At 72.1% G+C, this 18761-nt stretch carries 14 protein-coding genes and 1 pseudogene; 11 read left to right on the top strand and 4 right to left on the bottom strand.

Annotated features, from left to right (window positions below; genetic code table 11):
- Positions 1 to 158 precede the first annotated feature (158 nt).
- The 3 genes from E6R62_RS29955 to E6R62_RS29945 all read left to right on the top strand — a co-directional run bounded on the left by E6R62_RS29955 (position 159) and on the right by E6R62_RS29945 (position 3899).
- The gene (locus tag E6R62_RS29955; protein WP_136216628.1) at positions 159 to 1520 is read left to right on the top strand and encodes a protein phosphatase 2C domain-containing protein; all 1362 of its coding nucleotides are present in this window, start codon (positions 159 to 161) and stop codon (positions 1518 to 1520) included.
- A gap of 64 nt (positions 1521 to 1584) precedes the next feature.
- On the top strand, positions 1585 to 3327 hold the full coding sequence (locus tag E6R62_RS29950) for a pyruvate dehydrogenase (RefSeq protein ID WP_136216627.1): 1743 nt from the start codon (positions 1585 to 1587) through the stop codon (positions 3325 to 3327).
- Positions 3328 to 3476: 149 nt separating this feature from the next.
- Positions 3477 to 3899, top strand: a complete 423-nt coding sequence (locus E6R62_RS29945; protein WP_136216626.1) for an ATP-binding protein — start codon at positions 3477 to 3479, stop codon at positions 3897 to 3899.
- 48 nt (positions 3900 to 3947) lie between these two features.
- On the opposite strand, the gene E6R62_RS29940 is transcribed toward E6R62_RS29945, so the two are convergent.
- Together E6R62_RS29940 and E6R62_RS29935 are read right to left on the bottom strand one after the other, a co-directional pair.
- Positions 3948 to 5006, bottom strand: coding sequence for a DUF2637 domain-containing protein (locus E6R62_RS29940; RefSeq protein ID WP_136216625.1), 1059 nt, complete (start codon positions 5004 to 5006; stop codon positions 3948 to 3950).
- Between the two features lie 230 nt (positions 5007 to 5236).
- Positions 5237 to 6058, bottom strand: coding sequence for a (2Fe-2S)-binding protein (locus tag E6R62_RS29935; RefSeq protein ID WP_136216624.1), 822 nt, complete (start codon positions 6056 to 6058; stop codon positions 5237 to 5239).
- A 243-nt stretch (positions 6059 to 6301) separates the two neighbouring features.
- On the opposite strand from E6R62_RS29935, the gene E6R62_RS29930 reads away from it, so the two are divergent.
- Positions 6302 to 6937: a GntR family transcriptional regulator gene (locus E6R62_RS29930; protein ID WP_240801989.1), complete on the top strand. Its 636-nt coding sequence runs from the start codon at positions 6302 to 6304 to the stop codon at positions 6935 to 6937.
- A gap of 248 nt (positions 6938 to 7185) precedes the next feature.
- Here E6R62_RS29930 and E6R62_RS29925 read toward each other — a convergent pair whose 3' ends face one another.
- The gene (locus tag E6R62_RS29925) at positions 7186 to 7959 is read right to left on the bottom strand and encodes a hypothetical protein (protein ID WP_136216623.1); all 774 of its coding nucleotides are present in this window, start codon (positions 7957 to 7959) and stop codon (positions 7186 to 7188) included.
- Between the two features lie 232 nt (positions 7960 to 8191).
- Positions 8192 to 9868 (bottom strand): PucR family transcriptional regulator ligand-binding domain-containing protein, encoded by a 1677-nt coding sequence (locus E6R62_RS29920; RefSeq protein WP_136216622.1) that lies wholly within the window; start codon positions 9866 to 9868, stop codon positions 8192 to 8194.
- A 256-nt stretch (positions 9869 to 10124) separates the two neighbouring features.
- Here E6R62_RS29920 and E6R62_RS29915 point away from each other — a divergent pair, with 256 nt between their 5' ends.
- The 7 genes and pseudogenes from E6R62_RS29915 to E6R62_RS29885 form a co-directional block, all read left to right on the top strand.
- On the top strand, positions 10125 to 11021 hold the full coding sequence (locus E6R62_RS29915) for a xanthine dehydrogenase family protein subunit M (protein WP_136216621.1): 897 nt from the start codon (positions 10125 to 10127) through the stop codon (positions 11019 to 11021).
- A 2-nt stretch (positions 11022 to 11023) separates the two neighbouring features.
- Positions 11024 to 11626 (top strand): (2Fe-2S)-binding protein, encoded by a 603-nt coding sequence (locus E6R62_RS29910; RefSeq protein ID WP_136216620.1) that lies wholly within the window; start codon positions 11024 to 11026, stop codon positions 11624 to 11626.
- A 2-nt stretch (positions 11627 to 11628) separates the two neighbouring features.
- Positions 11629 to 14034: a xanthine dehydrogenase family protein molybdopterin-binding subunit gene (locus E6R62_RS29905; protein ID WP_136216619.1), complete on the top strand. Its 2406-nt coding sequence runs from the start codon at positions 11629 to 11631 to the stop codon at positions 14032 to 14034.
- Positions 14035 to 14346: 312 nt separating this feature from the next.
- Positions 14347 to 15810, top strand: coding sequence for an NCS2 family permease (locus E6R62_RS29900; protein WP_136216618.1), 1464 nt, complete (start codon positions 14347 to 14349; stop codon positions 15808 to 15810).
- 72 nt (positions 15811 to 15882) lie between these two features.
- The gene (locus E6R62_RS29895) at positions 15883 to 17034 is read left to right on the top strand and encodes an XdhC/CoxI family protein (protein WP_136216617.1); all 1152 of its coding nucleotides are present in this window, start codon (positions 15883 to 15885) and stop codon (positions 17032 to 17034) included.
- Positions 17035 to 17172: 138 nt separating this feature from the next.
- Positions 17173 to 18423, top strand: coding sequence for a YncE family protein (locus E6R62_RS29890; RefSeq protein WP_240801987.1), 1251 nt, complete (start codon positions 17173 to 17175; stop codon positions 18421 to 18423).
- Between the two features lie 151 nt (positions 18424 to 18574).
- Positions 18575 to 18761, top strand: a pseudogene (locus E6R62_RS29885) (hypothetical protein); the annotation flags it as partial.

The raw sequence follows: 18761 nt of genomic DNA, 5'->3' as shown, positions 1-18761 counted from the left end.
GGTCGCGGCGGCGCCCGCACCCCCGGACGGTCGAACGGAACGGCGGAATTCGCCGGCCCGTACGACGGGAGCGCGAGAGGCCCACCGGGCGGCGGCCCGGTGGGCCTCTTTCGTGCATTCGGCGTTTTCCGCCCCGGCGGGCGGCCGAGAATAGCGGCATGAGTCAGCGGCACGGGGACGACTGGTGGCAGAAGCTCTACGAGGACCAGGGCTCGGCACCCGAGCCCGATCCGGACGACACGCTGGACCACCGCTTCCACTCGGCGGTGGTGCTGGTGAAGGACGGGGACGGCGCCACCGCGGAGCAGGCCCCGCCGGGCCCCCTGCTGCCCGGACAACGCCGGGAGGCGGAGCCCGCGCCCCCGATCGAGGAGCCGCCGCCCGACCCGCGCCGGCCCGGGCCGACCGGCTACGCCCTGGGCGAGGTCACCGTGCCCCCGGCGCCGCCCGAGCCCCCCGTCGCACCGCAAGCCCCGTTGCCGCCCCCCGAGCCCCCCCTCCCGCCCGCGCCGCCCGCCGGACACGGCCTTCCGTTGCGGCGCCGGGGCGTACCCGGCGGCGCCTCCGCGGCGAACGGCCCCGCGCCGGTACGGAACGCCCCGGACCTGGCCCCCGAAGCGCGGCCCGACGCCGAACCGTCGGACCACGACCCCGCCGGCCGCCCCGACGTACACCACCTCGGCGACCGGGCCCCCACCTACGCGCCCGAGCCGGGCGCGCTGCCCGAGGCGGACCCCGCCGCCCTGGGCGACCTGACCCCCGACACCGTCCTCGAAGGCGCCCGCTACGCCGGCTACACGCTGCGCGCCACCTCGCTGCGCGGGGACTCCGCCCGGTTCCGCGGCGAGGCCCGCCGGGACTTCCTGCTGACCGCCCGCTTCGGAAGCGGCGACGACGCGCTGGTCCTCGTCGCCCTGGCGGGCGGGGACCGGGCCGCGCCCGGCGCCCGGGAGGCCGCGGCCGAGCTGTGCCACTCCGTCGCGGCGGCCGTCGGGCGGAGCAGGCAGCGGCTGGCCGAGGACATCCGCGCCGGCAGCCGCGAGGCCCTGCGCTCCGGGCTCCAGCGCCTCACCGACCGGGGCTACGGACGCCTGCGGGCCCGCGCCGCGGAACTCGGGCTCACGGAGGAGGGCTATACCGCCGGACTGCGCGGGCTGCTGCTCCCGGTGGACCCGAGATGCCGCACACGGGTGTCCTTCGGCGCGGGCGCGGGCGGGTTCTTCCGGCTCCGGGACGGCCAATGGCAGGACCTGGAACCGGAGGACACGGCGCATCCCGCGGTGGACGCCGCCGGGGGCTTCCGCTTCCGCGCCTCCATCGCCCGGTCCGGCGACACCCTGCTCCTCTGCTCGGGTGGTCTCGCGGCGCCCATGCGCGAGGAAGGGCTGCTCCCGGCCGAACTCGCCGCCCGCTGGTCGCGGGCCGAACCGCCCGGCCTCGCGGCGTTCCTCGCGGACGCACAGCTCCGCCTGAAGGGCTACGCCGACGACCGCACGGCCGCCGCGGTCTGGGAGGCGTAACGGGACGGTCCGTGCGTGGATGGGAGGCGCACCCGCATCGCCGAACCGGAGAGGCGCCCCTTCCATGGCCAAGCAGAACGTGGCGGAGCAGTTCGTCGACATCCTGGTGCGCGCGGGCGTGCGGCGGATGTACGGCGTCGTCGGCGACAGCCTGAACCCGATCGTGGACGCGATCCGCCGGACGGACGCCATGGAGTGGATCCAGGTCCGCCACGAGGAGACCGCCGCCTTCGCCGCCGGCGCCGAGGCGCAGATCACCGGTCGGCTCGCCGCCTGCGCCGGCTCTTGCGGCCCCGGAAACCTGCACCTGATCAACGGCTTGTACGACGCCCACCGCTCGATGGCCCCGGTGCTGGCGCTCGCCTCGCACATCCCGTCCGGCGAGATCGGTCTCGGGTTCTTCCAGGAGACCCACCCCGACAGGCTGTTCACCGAGTGCAGCCACTACAGCGAGCTGATCTCCAACCCCAAGCAGATGCCACGGGTGTTGCAGAGCGCCATCCAACACGCTGTCGGCCGCAGCGGCGTCGGAGTCGTCTCCCTGCCCGGCGACATCGCCTCCCTGCCCGCTCCCGAGAAGACGGTCGAGCACGCCCTGGTGACCGCGCGGCCGACCGTACGGCCCGGCGACGGCGAGATCGAGAAACTGGTCCGGCTGATCGACGAGGCGGACCGGGTCACCCTCTTCTGCGGCAGCGGCACCGCGGGGGCGCACGCCGAGGTCATGGAGTTCGCCGAGCGGGTCAAGGCCCCGGTCGGGCACGCCCTGCGCGGGAAAGAGCACATTCAGTACGACAATCCCTTCGACGTGGGAATGAGCGGGCTGCTCGGCTACGGCGCGGCCTACGAGGCCACCCACGAGTGTGACCTGCTGATCCTGCTCGGCACCGACTTCCCGTACAACGCCTTCCTCCCCGACGACGTGAAGATCGTCCAGATCGACATCCGCCCCGAACACCTCGGCCGGAGGTCGCGGTTGGAACTCGCCGTCTGGGGCGACGCACGGGAGACCCTGCGCGTGCTGAACGCCCGGGTCCGCGCCAAGACGGACCGCCGCTTCCTGGACCGGATGCTCAAGAAGCACGCGGACGCGCTGGAGGGCGTGGTCAAGGCGTACACGCGCAAGGTGGAGAAGCACACCCCCATCCACCCCGAGTACGTCGCCGCCGTCCTCGACGAACTGGCTGACGAGGATGCCGTCTTCACCGTGGACACGGGCATGTGCAACGTGTGGGCGGCGCGCTATCTTTCGCCGAACGGCAAACGGCGCATCATCGGTTCCTTCAGCCACGGCTCCATGGCCAATGCCCTTCCCCAGGCCATCGGAGCGCAGTTCACGGACCGCGGTCGTCAAGTGGTCTCGATGTCGGGTGACGGCGGATTCTCGATGCTGATGGGAGATTTCCTCACCCTGGTGCAGTACGAGCTGCCCGTCAAAGTGGTCCTCTTCAACAACTCGTCCCTCGGAATGGTCGAGCTGGAAATGATGGTTTCCGGCCTGCCCTCGTACGGAACCACGAACCGGAACCCGGATTTCTCCGCCATCGCCCGGGCGGCGGGTGCCTACGGGGTCCGCGTGGAGAAGCCCAAGCAGCTCACAGGCGCTTTGCGGGATGCGTTTCGGCACAAGGGGCCCGCTCTGGTGGACATCGTGACCGACCCCAACGCCTTGTCGATTCCCCCGAGGATCAGCGCCGAAATGGTGACGGGTTTCGCTCTTTCCGCCGGCAAGATCGTGCTGGACGGAGGAGTGGGCAGGATGGTTCAGATGGCGCGATCCAACCTGCGCAACGTGCCGCGCCCCTGAGCCCGCAGGAGTGCGGATTGCCCCGGCGGGCATGCATCCCGTAGACCTGTTCGAGAGTACGGGTCCATTCGGAGAGGCGAAGACGGGGGAGGTACATCGCCGTGCGGGTGGGGGCGAAGACCGGAAAGCAGTGGAGGAGAGGGCGGCCGGTGCCGCGCGAACCGTCCGCCGAGGGCGGCGAGGCGAGGGACGTGCCGGAGATCGTCCACAGCGTACGCCGGGCGGATCTCAAGGCCGTGGGGGATGTGCGCAGATCGCTGCGGGAGTTGATGCGCCACCGGTGTCGGGCGGACGCCACCGAGGTGGCGGAACTGTTGATCACCGAACTCGTCACCAACGCCCTCGTCCACACCGAACAGGGCGCGGAGGTGTGCGCGTCCATCGACGAAGCCCGGCTGCGGGTCGAGGTCCGCGACTACGCCGCCCGCCGGCCCCGGCCGTACGTACCGTCCGCCGACGACGGTACGCACGGCAGGGGACTGGTCCTGGTGCAGGCGCTGGCCGACGACTGGGGCGTGGACGCGCTCGCCCCGGGAGCGGGCAAGGTGGTCTGGTTCGAACTCGACGCCTGAGCGCCGGTCCGGGCGCGCGGGCGTCCGGACCGGCCCCGGTGTGTGCGATCAGCCGAACTGTTGCTCCAGATCCTTGAGTTTGCGCTCCAACGAATCGAGCCGGGGAATCGTCTGGGTGTCGTCCTCTGCGGTCAGGTCGACCGTGCGCGGACCGGCCGGATCAGCCGATTCGGTTCCGGTCACGGCTTGCAGGGAGGGCCGGCGTCGCAGGGGCAACTGCTCCGCTTCCGATATGGCCGGCTCCGCGCCGACCGGCGCGGAGCCCGACCCGGGGACCAGCCCCGGCAGTTCGACCTGGCGACCGCGCGAACGCCCGAACGCCCTGTTCTGCCGGCCCAGCGCCTTGATGCGCGCCCGGTCGAGCCGGTTCTGGTCGCGCCTGCGGTGCCGGTCCTGCTCCTTCTCGCGCTTGTCCTCGCGCACTTCGTCCACGGCCTCGTCGAGGGTGCGGACCCCCTCCAGCAGCATGAGCGACCACGCGCCGAAGGTCTCGCGGGGCGCCCGCATCCAGCGGACCATCCGGATCTGCGGCAACGGCCTCGGGATCAGACCCTGTTCGCGCAGCGCCGCCCGGCGCGTCTGCTTGAGGGCCCGGTCGAAGAGGACGGCCGCGGAGAGCGACATCCCGGCGAAGAACTGGGGGGCGCCGTCGTGGCCGCTGCCGCGGGGCGCGTGCACCCAGTTGAACCAGGCCGCCGCGCCCGCGAACAGCCAGACCAGCATGCGCGAGCCGAGCGCCGCGTCGCCGTGGCTCGCCTCGCGGACCGCGAGCACCGAGCAGAACATCGCGGCGCCGTCGAGGCCGAAGGGGACGAGGTACTCCCAGCCCCCGGAGAGGTTCAGGTTCTGCCGGCCGAAGCCGACCAGCCCGTGGAAGGAGAGGGCGGCGGCGACGGCCGCACAGCAGAACAGCAGCACGTAGGAGGCGGTGCCGTAGACGGCTTCCTTGCGCCGCCGCCGCTCCTCGCTGCGCTCCCAGGTGTCCTCGGCCGCTGCCTTCTCGCTCTCGCGCTTGCCCCGGGCCAGTACCGCCACTGCCGCAAGTACGCCCAGGATCAACAGGCCGCCGGGCAGCAGCCAGTCCAGCGATATGTCGGTCAGTCTCATGCGGATGTCCTTGCCTCGCGTATGCGGCTTTCCGGGCGCCATAGTGGCGCAGCCGGTCGGTCGCGCACGCGGGTTTCGGGCCAAGTGGACGCCTTCGGGGGGTGGCGCACGCCGGATAGGGTGTTGTGATACGAACTGGCGTGCGTGCGAGCGGGTTTGAGTTCGAATGAAGGTCACCCGCATGGGTGGGTTTGCGCCCGGCCCCGCCGGCGCCGGGCGGGCCGCGAGGGTCAGGCCGTCGCCGTGAGGCGGGTGACGCGGGACGCGTCACAGGTGCGGGGACAGGTCAGACAGGTGTCCTCGGGCCGGATGGTGTAGAAGAGGCAGCACCCGGCGCGGTCGCGGGTGGGCAGCGGTGCGCCGTCGGGACCGGTGAGCGTACGGAAGCCCGCGCCCCCGGGGTACGGGGCGGTCGAGCCCGGCAGCAGTGCCTCCAACTCGGCCCGGGCCCGCTCCTCCTCGCCGAGCAGTTGCCCGGCGTACCAGAGGCCCTCGACCACCTCGTCGGTCACCATCCCCCACAGCGCGCGCCGACCGCGCCGCATCCGGGGGCCGAAACCTTCCAGCACGGGGCCGAGGTGTGCGGCCACGGCGTCCCGCACCTCTCGGCGCAGGGCGTCCTCGTCGGGTACGACCCGGGCTCCCGGGAGGACGGCCGCCGGATCGTCGGGGAGGCAGGCGAAACCGTCGATCTCGACGCCGAGACGGCCGTGCTCGCGGTGGAACGCCACCCGGGCCGGGCGGGGAACGCGGCGGTGCAGGAACCACGGCACGGTCACGAGCAGGCAGGCCGGCCAGGCGTAGCGGTGGAAGCCGAAGCCGGCGACGACATCGGGTCGGCCGGGGCGGCCGTAGTCCCGGAGCACCTGGGCGGCGTCCCAGGCGAGGTAGGCGTCGAGGGCGGGGCCGCCGGCCGCGAGCTCGTCGGCGCCGATCCACCCCGCCCCGCGGGGCAGCGGCTCCTGGGGGGCGAACTCGCCGATCTCCACGGAGGGGCAGACCTCGGCGAGGCGTCGGTAGGCGGCAGTGACGGCCGAGGTCGGAAGGGGCATGGCGGCACACCGATCGCTGATCGTCAGAGGTAAGCCTTACCTTACTCGATCAGCCAGGGCGGCGCGTCGAGGGGAGGGCCGACCGTGTCGCCTATTCTCGGATCGGAGCAGTCGGAGCAGGTCGAGACCCCGGAGGAGGACCGAGTGCACGAAACGGCCCATGACCGGGTGTCGGACGAGACGCCCCGGGAGGCGGCCCCGGAGACGGCCCCGGACCGGGCCCCCGAGGCGGTCCGGGAGACGATTCCCGCGCAGAAGGTGCGCCGCCATTCGGTGCGCGGCCAGGTCCTGGACGCATTGCGCGCCGCGCTGGTCGACGGAGAGCTGGTGCCCGGCGAGATCTACTCGGGGCCGGCTCTGGGCGAGCGGTTCGGGGTGTCCCCGACGCCCGTGCGCGAGGCGATGCAGCAGTTGGCGCTGGAAGGGGCGGTGGAATGCCTCCCGAACCGGGGGTTCCGGGTGCTGAGCCGCAGCCCGCAGGCGCTGGCGGAGCTGGCGGAGGTGCGGGCGCTGTTGGAGGTACCGGTGATGCTGAGGCTGGCGCGGGACGTGCCGGCGTCCGCCTGGGCCCGGTTGCGGCCGGCCGCCGCGGCCACGGGAGAGGCGGCGCGGGCCGGTGACCTCGCGGCCTACGGGGAGGCGGACCGGGCGTTCCACCGGGCGGTGCTCTCACTGGCGGGCAATGACCAGCTCGTGCGGTTGACGGAGGAGCTGCACCGGCGGGCGATGCTGCCGCTGCCGGGGGCCCCGCGGGTTCGGCAGGCGGAGCTGGTGGCGGACGCGGCGGAGCACGCGGCGCTGCTGGAGGCGTTGATCGCGGGGGAGGTGGGAGCGGTGGAGTCCCTGGTACGGGAACATTTCGTGGGGACGGCCGACTGACACCCCCTCCGGCGCCCCGCCTCGATCGCCGGCGGGGCTGGATTGGGTCGGCCGGGGCGGAGGGGCCGCCTCGTGCCCGGCCGGGTTGGTTCGTTGAGCGGCTCTGGCTGCGCCGGGTTTTCGGGGCTGCGCCCCGGGTCCTGCGCCTCGATCGCCGGCGGGGTTGGATTGGGTCGGCCGGGGCGGAGGGGCCGCCTCCTGCCCGGGCGGGTGGCGCGGCCGGTGCCGCAGGCGTCGGTGGCGGGGGGTCAGGCCGGGCTGGGGTGGAGTTGGTCGGCCAGCCAGGTGGGGATGCCGCCCAAGAGGTGGAACAGGCGGCGGGCCTCCGCGCGCAGGCGGGTCGCTTCCGGTTCCGGTTCGGCTTCGGCCAGGGCCGCGAGGGCGGGGGCCGTGCCGATCAGGAAGCCGAGTTCCTCACGGATGCGCAGGGACTCCGCGAAGCCCTCCCGGGCCTCCGCCACCTCGCCGTCCCGCAGGGCAAGCGCCGCCAGGTGGCGCCACGTGAAGGACAGCAGCAGGGTGTCCCCTTGCGCCGCGGCCCCCGCGTGGGCCCGGTGGTAGGCCGGGCGGGCCGCCTCCGGGGCGTCCGCCAGGTGCTCGGCGACCAGGCCCCGCCGGAAGTCCAACAGCGGACGGCTCCGGGACCCGGGCGACAGCAGCGCCGCCGCCCGACCCAGCGCCGAACGGGCCTCGTCCGCCCGGTCGCGCACGCCGAGCACCGTCGCGGCGTAGGCCAGTTGGCCCCGCTCACACGCCGCCGCGCCCCGCTCCTCGTCGCCCTGGGCCACCGCCTCCGCGATACGCAGGGCGTCCTCCGCCTCGGCCCAGCCCTGGCCCGTGAACAGGCACCGCTCGACCAGCAGCGCGGCCCGCTGAACGGCCGCCCGCGCGTTGCCCGCGTGCGGCGTCAGCAGGGCCGCCGCGTCCGTCCAACAGCCGCGCGAGCGCAGCCGCCATATCGCCCGCTGGAGGGGGTCTTCTCCCCCCGTGGATCCCGCACCGGACATGGCGGTGTCCGCCACATTGCCCTCCCCAAAGCAATCGAGCAGCACGTCGTGGAGCCCTGGGGCGAAATGAGAGCACGAATCCACGGCTCCGGCCAAGGGGTCGGGTGAACTCTTTCACAAAGTCCGGACGGCTCGTCAGCCGTCACCCACCCGCCCCTGGCGCGTTTTCCACGGTGCCGCCCCGGCGACGGCCGGATACGAGCCGCTGCCGGCCGGGCGACGACCGCGTGTACGGCCGTGTGGCGGCTCAGCTCATGCGCAGCGCCAGGAAGAAGTCCAGCTTGTCCTCCAGCCGGGAGAGGTCACGCGCCGTCAACTGCTCGATTCGCCCGACCCGGTAGCGCAGCGTGTTGACGTGCAGGTGCAACCGGGTCGCGCACCGGGTCCATGAGCCGTCGCAGTCGAGGAAGGCCTCCAGGGTCGGGATCAGCTCGGCCCGGTGCCGGCGGTCGTAGTCCCGCAGCGGGTCCAACAGCCGCGCCGTGAAGGCGCGCCGGACGTCGTCCGGGACGAAGGGCAGCAGCAGGACGTGCGAGGCGAGCTCGTGGTGGCCCGCGGCGCACACCCGCCCCGGGCGGGCGGCGGCGACGCGGCGTGCGTGCCGGGCCTCTTCCAGCGCCCCGCGCAACCCCTCGGCGGAGTGCACGGCCGCGCTGACGCCCAGCGTGAGCCGCCCGTCGTCGGCCAGTCCGGCCGCAAGGGGCTCCCGTACGGTCGCCAGCAGCTCGTCGGCGTGGAGCGCCGCGTCGGGACCCTTCTCCTCCCCGGGCTCCCCGGGCAGCGCGGGCAGCGGTACGAGGGCGATGGCCTCGTCACCCGCATGGGCCACCGCGATCCGGTCGGACGGCTCCGGCCCCGACAGCGACGGGTCGACCAGGATCTCCTCCAGCAGCGACTGCGCGACCGGGCCCCCGGCGATGTCCCCGTTGTCCCAGTCGACCCGGGCCACGACCACCTGCCAGTGCGGGGCGGCGCCCAGCCCCGGCAGCAGCACCGGCGCGGCCACCCGCAGGCGGGCGGCGATCTCGGCCGGCGGGGCACCCGTCTGGACCAGCTCCAGCACCTCCTGGGCCAGGCGGCGACGCACCGTGCGGGCCGCGTCCCGCCGGTCCCGCTCGACGGCGATCAGCTGGGTGACGCCCTGGAGCAGGTCGAGCCGCTCGGCGGGCCAGTCGCCGGCGTCGGCCTCGACGGCGAGCAGCCAGTCGGAGAGAACGCTTTCGCGAACGTCGCGCGTGACGGCGCCCGGTGCGCGGCCGTGTCCCCTGATCGGAAACAGCGAGTAGGTAATACCCTGGAGCGAGATCCGGTGGGGTCCCCTGCGGCCCGTCCGGACCGCCGCGAGGTGCTCGCTCGCAAGCGTCGCGCAGACGCCCGGCGTCAGCGGCTCGCCCGCCCCGGCGATCTGCCGGCCGGTGGGGGAGAGCACCCAGGCCCGGAGATCGAGGTCCGTGGTGAGCAGATCCAGCACCACGTCGGGGCCGCCACCGGCCGGACCCGATGTCATCAGGCGGCGGTGCCGGTCCACGACCGCCGCCAGGTCTCCGGCGCGTTCGCCGGAAACCTGGCGCACCACGTATTCCGTGATCGTCGCGAACGCAACGTCCTCGTTCACCGCGAACAGGGGGAGCCGGTTGCGCAGACAGGCCGAAACCAGATCGTCGGGGATGTCCCCCAGTTCCGCCTCGCCGGCGGCGAGCCCGGCGACCCCCGCGCTCGCAAGGATTCGTACGAAAGGCTCGGAGTCGGCTGAATTTCTTCGCCACGCGAGGCCGGTCAGGACAAGTTCGCCTCCGGAGAGGTATCGGCTGGGATCCCTCAGGTCGGTCGTCATGACCCCGCGGACCGTCCGGTCGAGTTCTTCCTCGCCGCCCAGCAGCCGCAGCCCCAGCGCCTCGGTTTCCAGCAGTGCGCGCAGCCGCATGATGTCGCCGCCGATCTGTCTCGATGTTGCCGTTGGAAATCGGGCAGGTCGTCGCATCCTGCCTTTCATACGAATCTACAAGACGAGGGAGGTCGTCAGCCAACTCCTTCATGGTTTCGGTGACTGCACCCGAAGGACGCGCGGCCGGTGTACTGGCTCCACACCGCGTTAACAACACGTGAACGACCGGTCGAGGGTCCCCTGGGTCGCCTGGCTTGAAGTGAACGACACGACGAACGAATGAAGAGAGCCGCTCATGGACTTCCTTCGCCCCGCAAGCTGGGAGGAGGCACTCGCCGCCAAGGCCGAGTACCCCACAGCCGTGCCGATCGCGGGTGGCACCGACGTCATGGTCGAGATCAACTTCGACCACCGTCGGCCGGAGTACCTCCTCGACCTGAACCGCGTCGCCCGGCTGGGCGAGTGGGAGGTCGGCGAGGACGTGGTGCGTCTGGGCGCTTCCGTCACGTACACGCAGATCATGGAGAACCTCCGTACGGAGCTGCCCGGCCTCGCGCTCGCCTCGCACACGGTCGCGTCCCCGCAGATCCGCAACCGCGGAGGCGTGGGCGGCAACCTCGGTACCGCCTCGCCGGCCGGTGACGCCCACCCCGCGCTGCTCGCGGCCGGCGTGGAGGTCGAGGTGGAGTCCGTACGCGGGTCCCGTCTGATCCCGATCGACGCCTTCTACACCGGCGTCAAGCGCAACGCGCTGGCCCCCGACGAGCTCATCAAGACCGTTCACATCCAGAAGGCGGACGGCCCCCAGCAGTACTCCAAGGTCGGGTCCCGCAACGCGATGGTCATCGCCGTCTGCGCCTTCGGCCTGGCCCTGCACCCGCGGACCCGTACGGTCCGCACCGGCATCGGATCGGCGGCGCCGACCCCGATCCGCGCGAAGGTCGCCGAGGAGTTCCTGAACGCCGCGCTCGAAGAGGGCGGCTTCTGGGAGTCCGGCAAGGTCATCACCCCGTCGATCGCCAAGCAGTTCGGTGAACTCGCGGCCGGGGCGGCCAACCCGATCGACGACGTCCGGGGTACGGCGAAGTACCGCCGGCACGCCGTCGGCATCATGGCTCGCCGGCAGCTCGTCTGGACCTGGGAGCAGTACCGCGGTACCGGAAACGGCCGCCCGCTCGAAGGGGCTGCGTAATCATGCGTGTCAATTTCACCGTCAACGGTCGGCAGCAGGAAGCGGACGACGTCTGGGAGGGCGAGTCCCTCCTGTACGTCCTGCGCGAGCGCCTCGGTCTGCCGGGTTCGAAGAACGCCTGTGAGCAGGGCGAGTGCGGCTCGTGCACCGTCCGCCTCGACGGCGTGCCGGTCTGTTCCTGTCTCGTCGCCGCCGGTCAGGTGGAAGGTCGCGACGTCGTGACCGTCGAGGGGCTGGCGGAGTTCGCCAAGCAGCGCGCGGAGCACGGCCACGGCGGCGCCTGCGCCCCCGGGGGCTGCGGCGACAAGGGCGTCGCCCTGGACGAGGCCAAGCGGTGGTCCGCGCGGGGTTCCGACTCCCGGACCGGCGAGGGCGCCCCGCTCTCCACCGTCCAGCAGGCGTTCATCGACGCGGGCGCCGTCCAGTGCGGTTTCTGCACCCCGGGCCTCCTGGTCCAGGCCGACGCGCTGCTGGAGGAGAACCCCTCCCCGTCCGACCAGGACATCCGCGAGGCCCTGTCCGGCAACCTCTGCCGCTGCACGGGCTACGAGAAGATCCTCGACGCGGTCCGCCTCGCGGCCGCCCGCCAGGAAGAGGTGGTCTGACCATGGGGCAGAACACCCGCACGGTCCCGGCCGGCGCGCCGACCAACGTCAGCCAGAAGCACGCGAAGGGCGGCATCGGCGAGTCCGTCCTGCGCCCGGACGGCACCCTCAAGGTCACCGGTGAGTTCGCGTACTCCTCGGACATGTGGCACGAGGACATGCTGTGGGGCCAGACCCTGCGCAGCACCGTCGCCCACGCCGAGATCGTCTCCATCGACATCTCCGAGGCGCTCGCCATGCCCGGCGTCTACTCCGTGCTGACCTACGACGACCTGCCGGCCGAGACGAAGAACTACGGCCTGGAGATCCAGGACACCCCGGTCCTCGCCCACGGTCGCGTCCGTCACCACGGTGAGCCGGTCGCCCTCGTGGCGGCCGACCACCCGGAGACCGCCCGCCGGGCGGCCGCCAAGATCAAGATCGACTACCGTGAGCTGCCGCTCGTCACGGACGAGGCCTCCGCCCTCGCCCCCGACGCGCCGCTGATCCACGAGGGCCGCGACGACCACCACAGCGCCCACGTCCCGCACCCGAACATCGTGCACCGCCAGCCGATCGTCCGCGGCAACGTGGAAGAGGCCCGCAAGCGCGCGGACGTCATCGTCGAGGGCGAGTACACCTTCGGCATGCAGGACCAGGCCTTCCTCGGCCCGGAGTCCGGTCTGGCCGTGCCCGCCGAGGACGGCGGTGTCGACCTCTACGTGGCCACCCAGTGGCTGCACTCGGACCTCAGGCAGATCGCCCCCGTCCTCGGTCTCCCCGAGGACAAGGTGCGCATGACGCTCTCCGGCGTCGGCGGTGCCTTCGGCGGTCGCGAGGACATCTCGATGCAGATCCACGCCTGTCTCCTGGCCCTGGCCACGAACAAGCCGGTCAAGATCGTCTACAACCGGTTCGAGTCGTTCTTCGGGCACGTGCACCGCCACCCGGCGAAGCTCCACTACGAGCACGGGGCCACCAAGGACGGCAAGCTCACGCACATGAAGTGCAGGATCGTCCTGGACGGCGGCGCCTACGCGTCGGCCTCCCCGGCGGTCGTGGGCAACGCGTCCTCCCTGTCGGTCGGCCCGTACGTCCTCGAAGACGTGGACATCGAGGCGATCGCCCTCTACACCAACAACCCGCCCTGCGGCGCGATGCGCGGCTTCGGCGCCGTCCAGGCCTGCTTCGCGTACGAGGCCCAGATGGACAAGCTCGCCGCGAAGCTGGGCATGGACCCGGTCGAGTTCCGGCAGCTGAACGCCATGGAGATGGGCACGATCATGCCCACCGGGCAGGTCGTGGACTCCCCGGCCCCCGTCGCCGAGCTGCTGCGCCGGGTCAAGTCCCGCCCGCTGCCGCCCGAGCGCCAGTGGGAGACGGCCGGGGAGGGCGCGGACATCCGCGCCCTGCCGGGCGGCCTGTCCAACACCACCCACGGCGAGGGCGTCGTCCGCGGCGTCGGCTACGCGGTCGGCATCAAGAACGTCGGCTTCTCCGAGGGCTTCGACGACTACTCCACCGCCCGCGTGCGCCTGGAGGTCGTCAACGGCGAGCCCGTCGCGATGGTCCACACGGCCATGGCGGAGGTCGGCCAGGGCGGCGTCACCGTCCACGCCCAGATCGCCCGTACGGAGCTGGGCGTCACGCAGGTGACCATCCACCCGGCCGACACCCGGGTCGGCTCCGCAGGGTCCACGTCCGCCTCGCGGCAGACGTACATGACCGGTGGCGCGGTGAAGAACACCTGCCAGGCCGTCCGCGAGGCCGTCCTGGAGATCGGCCGCCGCAAGAACGGCTCCTACCACCCCGCGTGGGCGACCGCCGAGCTGCTCCTGGAGGGCGGCAAGGTGGTCACCGACGGCGGCGAGGTCCTCGCGGACATCGCCGACGTCCTGGAGGGCGAGGACGCGATCGACCTGGAGCTGGAGTTCCGGCACCGGCCGACCGTCCCGTTCGACCTGAAGACAGGCCAGGGCAACGGACACGTCCAGTACACCTTCGCCGCGCACCGCGCGGTGGTGGAGGTGGACACCGAGCTCGGCCTCGTCAAGGTCATCGAGCTCGCCACCGCCCAGGACGTCGGCAAGGCGCTGAACATGCTCTCCGTGGTCGGCCAGATCCAGGGCGGTACCACCCAGGGCCTGGGCGTCGCGATCATGGAAGAGATCATCGTGGACCCGAAGACCGCGAAGGTGCGCAACCCCTCCTTCACGGACTACCTGATCCCGACCATCCTCGACACCCCGACCATCCCGGTCGACGTCCTGGAGCTCGCCGACCCGAACGCGCCGTACGGCCTGCGCGGAATGGGCGAGGCCCCGACCCTCTCGTCCACGCCGGCCGTCCTCGCGGCGATCCGGCAGGCGACCGGTCTGGAGCTCAACAAGACGCCGATCCGCCCGGAAGCCCTCACCGGCACCCTCTAGGACGGCACGGTCCGGGGCCGCGAGGTCCCGGACCCCCACAGACTCTCCGGGCGGTGTGACATCGGGAACGTCACACTTCCAGCCGCACCGCCCGGAGTACGAGCCGGAACACCTCGGACCGCACCGCTCGCGGCCCGCCCCACCGGCGGCACCCCCACGCAGTACCCGCAGTACCCAGTACCCGCAACACCGCAGTAACCATCGCGTCGCCTCGGGCCGTCACCCCGGGTCGTGCAGCCAACGCACCATCCCAAATCCCGCGATCTCCAATCCCCATGCGGGTGCCCCTTTGAACCTTGGGAGTTAGGCACCATGACCCAGTCGTCTGTGGAGCCCAAGACCACCGCGGATGAGGCCGGCGACGGCTCTCGTACCCCCGCCGGGCGTTCTTGGCTCGACCGGTACTTTCACATAACCCACAGAGGGTCCAACGTCGGCAATGAGATTCGTGGCGGCGTCACGACCTTCATGGCCATGGCGTACATCCTCCTGCTCAACCCGCTGATCCTCTCCGGCAAGGACGTCGCCGGAGACACCATGAGCCAGAAGGCCCTGATCACGGCCACGGCCTTCGCCGCGGCCCTGACCACGCTCCTCATGGGCTTCGTCGGCAAGGTGCCGCTCGCCCTCGCGGCCGGCCTGTCGGTGTCGGGCGTGCTGTCCTCGCAGGTGGCGCCGCAGATGACCTGGCCGCAGGCCATGGGCATGTGCGTGATGTACGGCGTCGTGATCTGTCTCCTGGTCGTCACCGGCCTCCGCGAGATGATCATGAACGCGATCCCGCTCGCGCTCAAGCACGGCATCACGATGGGCATCGGCCTCTTCGTTGCCCTGATCGGTCTCTACAAGGCCGGCTTCGTCGGCAACGGCCCGGAGTTCGCTCCCCCCGTCAGCCTGGGCGCCGCCGGTCAGCTCTCCGGCTGGCCCGTCTTCGTCTTCTGCCTGACCCTGCTGGCCATCTTCATGCTCCAGGCCCGCAAGATCCCCGGCGCGATCCTGATCGGCATCGTCGGCGGAACGGTGGTCGCGGCGATCATCAACGCCGTGGCGAACGTCGACCCGAAGGCCTGGAAGAACGGCGCGCCCGAGCTGTCCGGCTCCGCCATCTCCATGCCCGACTTCTCGCTCTTCGGCAAGGTCGAGTTCGGCGGCTGGGGCGACGTCGGCGTCATGACGGTCGGCATGATCGTCTTCACCCTCGTCCTCGCCGGTTTCTTCGACGCGATGGCCACCATCATCGGCGTCGGCACCGAGGCCAAGCTCGCCGACGACCAGGGCCGCATGCCGGGCCTGTCCAAGGCCCTGTTCATCGACGGCGCCGGTGGCGCCATCGGTGGTCTGGCGGGCGGCTCCGGTCAGACCGTGTTCGTCGAGTCCGCGACCGGCGTCGGCGAGGGGGCCCGCACAGGTCTCGCCTCCGTCGTGACCGGCCTCTTCTTCGCCGCCTGCCTCTTCTTCACCCCGATCACGCAGATCGTCCCGGGTGAGGTCGCCTCCGCGGCCCTGGTCGTCATCGGCGCGATGATGATGCAGAACGCCCGCCACGTGGACTGGGCCGACAGCGCGACCGCCATTCCGGTCTTCCTGACCGTGGTGCTCATGCCGTTCACCTACTCGATCACGGCCGGTGTCGCCGCCGGTGTGATCTCCTACGTGGCCATCAAGGTCGCGCAGGGCAAGGCCCGCGAGATCGGTGCCTTCATGTGGGCGCTGACCGTGATCTTCGTCGTGTTCTTCTCCCTGCACCCCATCGAGGGATGGCTCGGCGTCAAGTAGGGCAGGCGATGACCGCCACCTGACCCTCCACGCGTCCGATACTGGAACCGAACCCCTCCGAGGAGGCCGAACATGCTGGACATCGCCGAAGAACTCAACCGGTGGGTCGAGCAGGGTCGTGACTTCGCCGTCGCCACGGTCGTGGCGGTCGGCGGCAGCGCCCCACGGCAGCCCGGGGCCGCCCTCGCCGTCGACGGCGAGGGAACGGTGATCGGCTCGGTGTCCGGCGGATGCGTGGAGGGCGCGGTGTACGAGCTGTGCCGGCAGTCCCTCCAGGACGGCGAGAGCGCCACCGAGCGCTTCGGCTACAGCGACGACGATGCCTTCGCCGTGGGTCTGACCTGCGGCGGGGTGATCGACATCCTCGTCACCCCGGTCCCCGTGGGCTCTCCGCTACGGGAGGTGCTCGCGGCCGTGCCGGCCGCCGCCGCCCGTGGGGAGGCGGCGGCGGTCGCCCTTATCGCCGAAGGCCCGGCGGAGCTGATGGGCCGCGCGGTGGTCGTCCGCGGCGACGGCTCGTACGAGGGCGGCTTCGGCGCCCACCCCGAGCTGGACCGCACCATCGTCGAGGAGACCCGCGCCATGCTGGACGCGGGGAAGACCGGGGTGCTGGAGATCGGCGCCGACGGCCGGCTCTGCGGAGAGCCGCTGAGGGTGCTCGTCGAGTCCAGCGTGCCGCCCCCGAGAATGATCGTCTTCGGTGCCATCGACTTCGCCTCCGCCCTGGTACGGATCGGCAAGTTCCTCGGCTATCACGTCACGCTGTGTGACGCCCGGCCGGTGTTCGCCACGAAGAACCGTTTCCCCGAGGCGGACGAGATCGTGGTCGACTGGCCGCACCGCTACCTGGAGTCCACGGAGGTGGACTCCCGTACCGTCCTGTGCGTGCTCACCCACGACGCCAAGTTCGACGTGCCCCTGCTGGAGACGGCCCTCAGGCTGCCCGTCGCCTACGTCGGCGCCATGGGCTCCCGCAGGACCCACGAGGACCGCAACAGGCGCCTGCGCGAGGTCGGCGTGAGCGAACTGGAACTCGCCCGGCTGCGTTCCCCCATCGGCCTGGACCTCGGCGCCCGCTCCCCGGAGGAGACCGCGCTGTCCATCGCCGCCGAAATCGTGGCCAACCGCCGCGGCGGCAGCGGCGCCGCCCTGACCGGCGCGCGGATACCGATCCACCGCGAGGGTTCGAACACCGTGGTGGGGCGGATCGGGTCCGTCGCCTGAAGGCGCCCCGACCGTCCGCCCGACCGCCCGAGCCGATCCGATTCCATCAAGTGGCGCGCCCCCGGGGGTTGCGCCCTTTCGTCGTTCCACCTATTTTACCGGCCGGTAACAGCGCCTTTCCGTAATGGAGTTGAGCGAATGCCCCGGTTCCCCGCCCGTACCCTGCTCGCCGCCTGCGTGCTGGCCGCGGCCACGCTCGGCGTCGCGCCCGCGCCCGTACCCGCCCACGCGTCCGGCTCGGCGCCGCGCGAGGTGCTGTTCGTCGGGAACAACTGGGAAGGCACCGCCGATGTGCTGGCCTCCACGGGCGACCTCGCCAAGGTCGGGCGGATCGACGTCATCCCCGACAAGGCCGAGCGGCTGCGGGAGATCTACCTCGACCCCGTGAAGCTCGGATTCTTCCTCGGCATCCGCGCCACCGCGGGCGAAGGCCACGACCAGTTCGTCGACGACATGTACACCACGCCGGACGGCTCCGCCGTGGTCGCCTCCCGGCCCAGCTTCGCCGACGTGGTCTCCATCGACGTCCGCACCGGCCGCGTGAATTGGCGTTTCCCCGTCGCCGGATACCGCGCCGACCACATGGCGCTGTCACCCGACGGCACCCGGGTCGCCGTCTCCGCCTCGACCGCCAACACCGTGCACGTGCTGGACATCGCCACGGGCCGGCAGGTCGGCTCCTTCACCACCGGGGACAAGCCGCACGAGAACACCTTCACGCAGGGCGGCCGTTACCTGTGGAACAGCTCCATCGGCGACGTCACCTCAGCCCTCGACGCGCCCTGGCTGGACTGGACGAAGGGCGACCGGAAGCTCACGATCGTCGACGCCCGGACCTTCCGCACCGTCCGGGTGATCGACATGCGCGAGCGCCTCGACGCCTTCGGCCGCCCCGACCTCTCGGACGCCGTGCGGCCCATGTCGTTCAGCCCCGACGAGTCGAAGCTCTACTTCCAGGTGTCGTTCTTCAACGGCGTGATCGAGTACGACGTCGCCGCCGACCGGATCACCCGGATCAAGGAACTGCCCGGCAACCCCGCCACCAGCACCGACCGCACCACCTGGGTCAACGACTCCCGTCACCACGGCCTGTCCATGAGCCCCGACGGCGCGAAGCTCTGCGTCGCGGGAACCATGGACGACTACGCGACGATCGTGGACCGGGCCACGCTCACCCAGGCGCCGCCGGTGCCCGCCGTGAAGCCCTACTGGGCCACCGTCGACGGTGACGGGAGCGCCTGCGTGATCTCCGAGAGCGGCGCCGACCGGGTCACCGCCATCGACTTCGCCACCGGGACCAAACGGGTCTCCGTCCCCGTCGGCGACCACCCGCAGCGCGTCCGGCTCGGCCACGTCCCGGCCGGCTGGAGCGGCCCGGCGGCCCGCTGACCCTTGCCGGGGTGGGCTCGTACCGCCGCCGGCCGTGACCCCGGTGCACCCGTACGCCACGCCGAGGCCGCACCCGGGCGGGTTGCGGTCTTCGGCCGGCCCGGTGACGGTGCTTGACCCGGCGCGAGGCGCTGCGCCAACGTCCCGGGCCATGTACCGCCGAATCCTCGCCCGTACGGCGCTGTTCGCCGCCGTGTGCGCGGCCCTCGCCGCCCCCACGGCCGCCGCCCGCGCCGAGCCCGGTCCGCCCGCCGCCCCGGTCGGCGCGGCCGGGGCGGAAGTGGGAGAGGTCCACGCCGTTGCGGATCACCGACCAGCGGGCGGTGACGCCCTCCGAC

The sequence above is a fragment of the Streptomyces sp. A1136 genome (assembly GCF_004795055.1).
Classification (GTDB): Bacteria; Actinomycetota; Actinomycetes; order Streptomycetales; family Streptomycetaceae; genus Streptomyces.
This window is presented reverse-complemented; position numbering and strand designations above follow the sequence as displayed.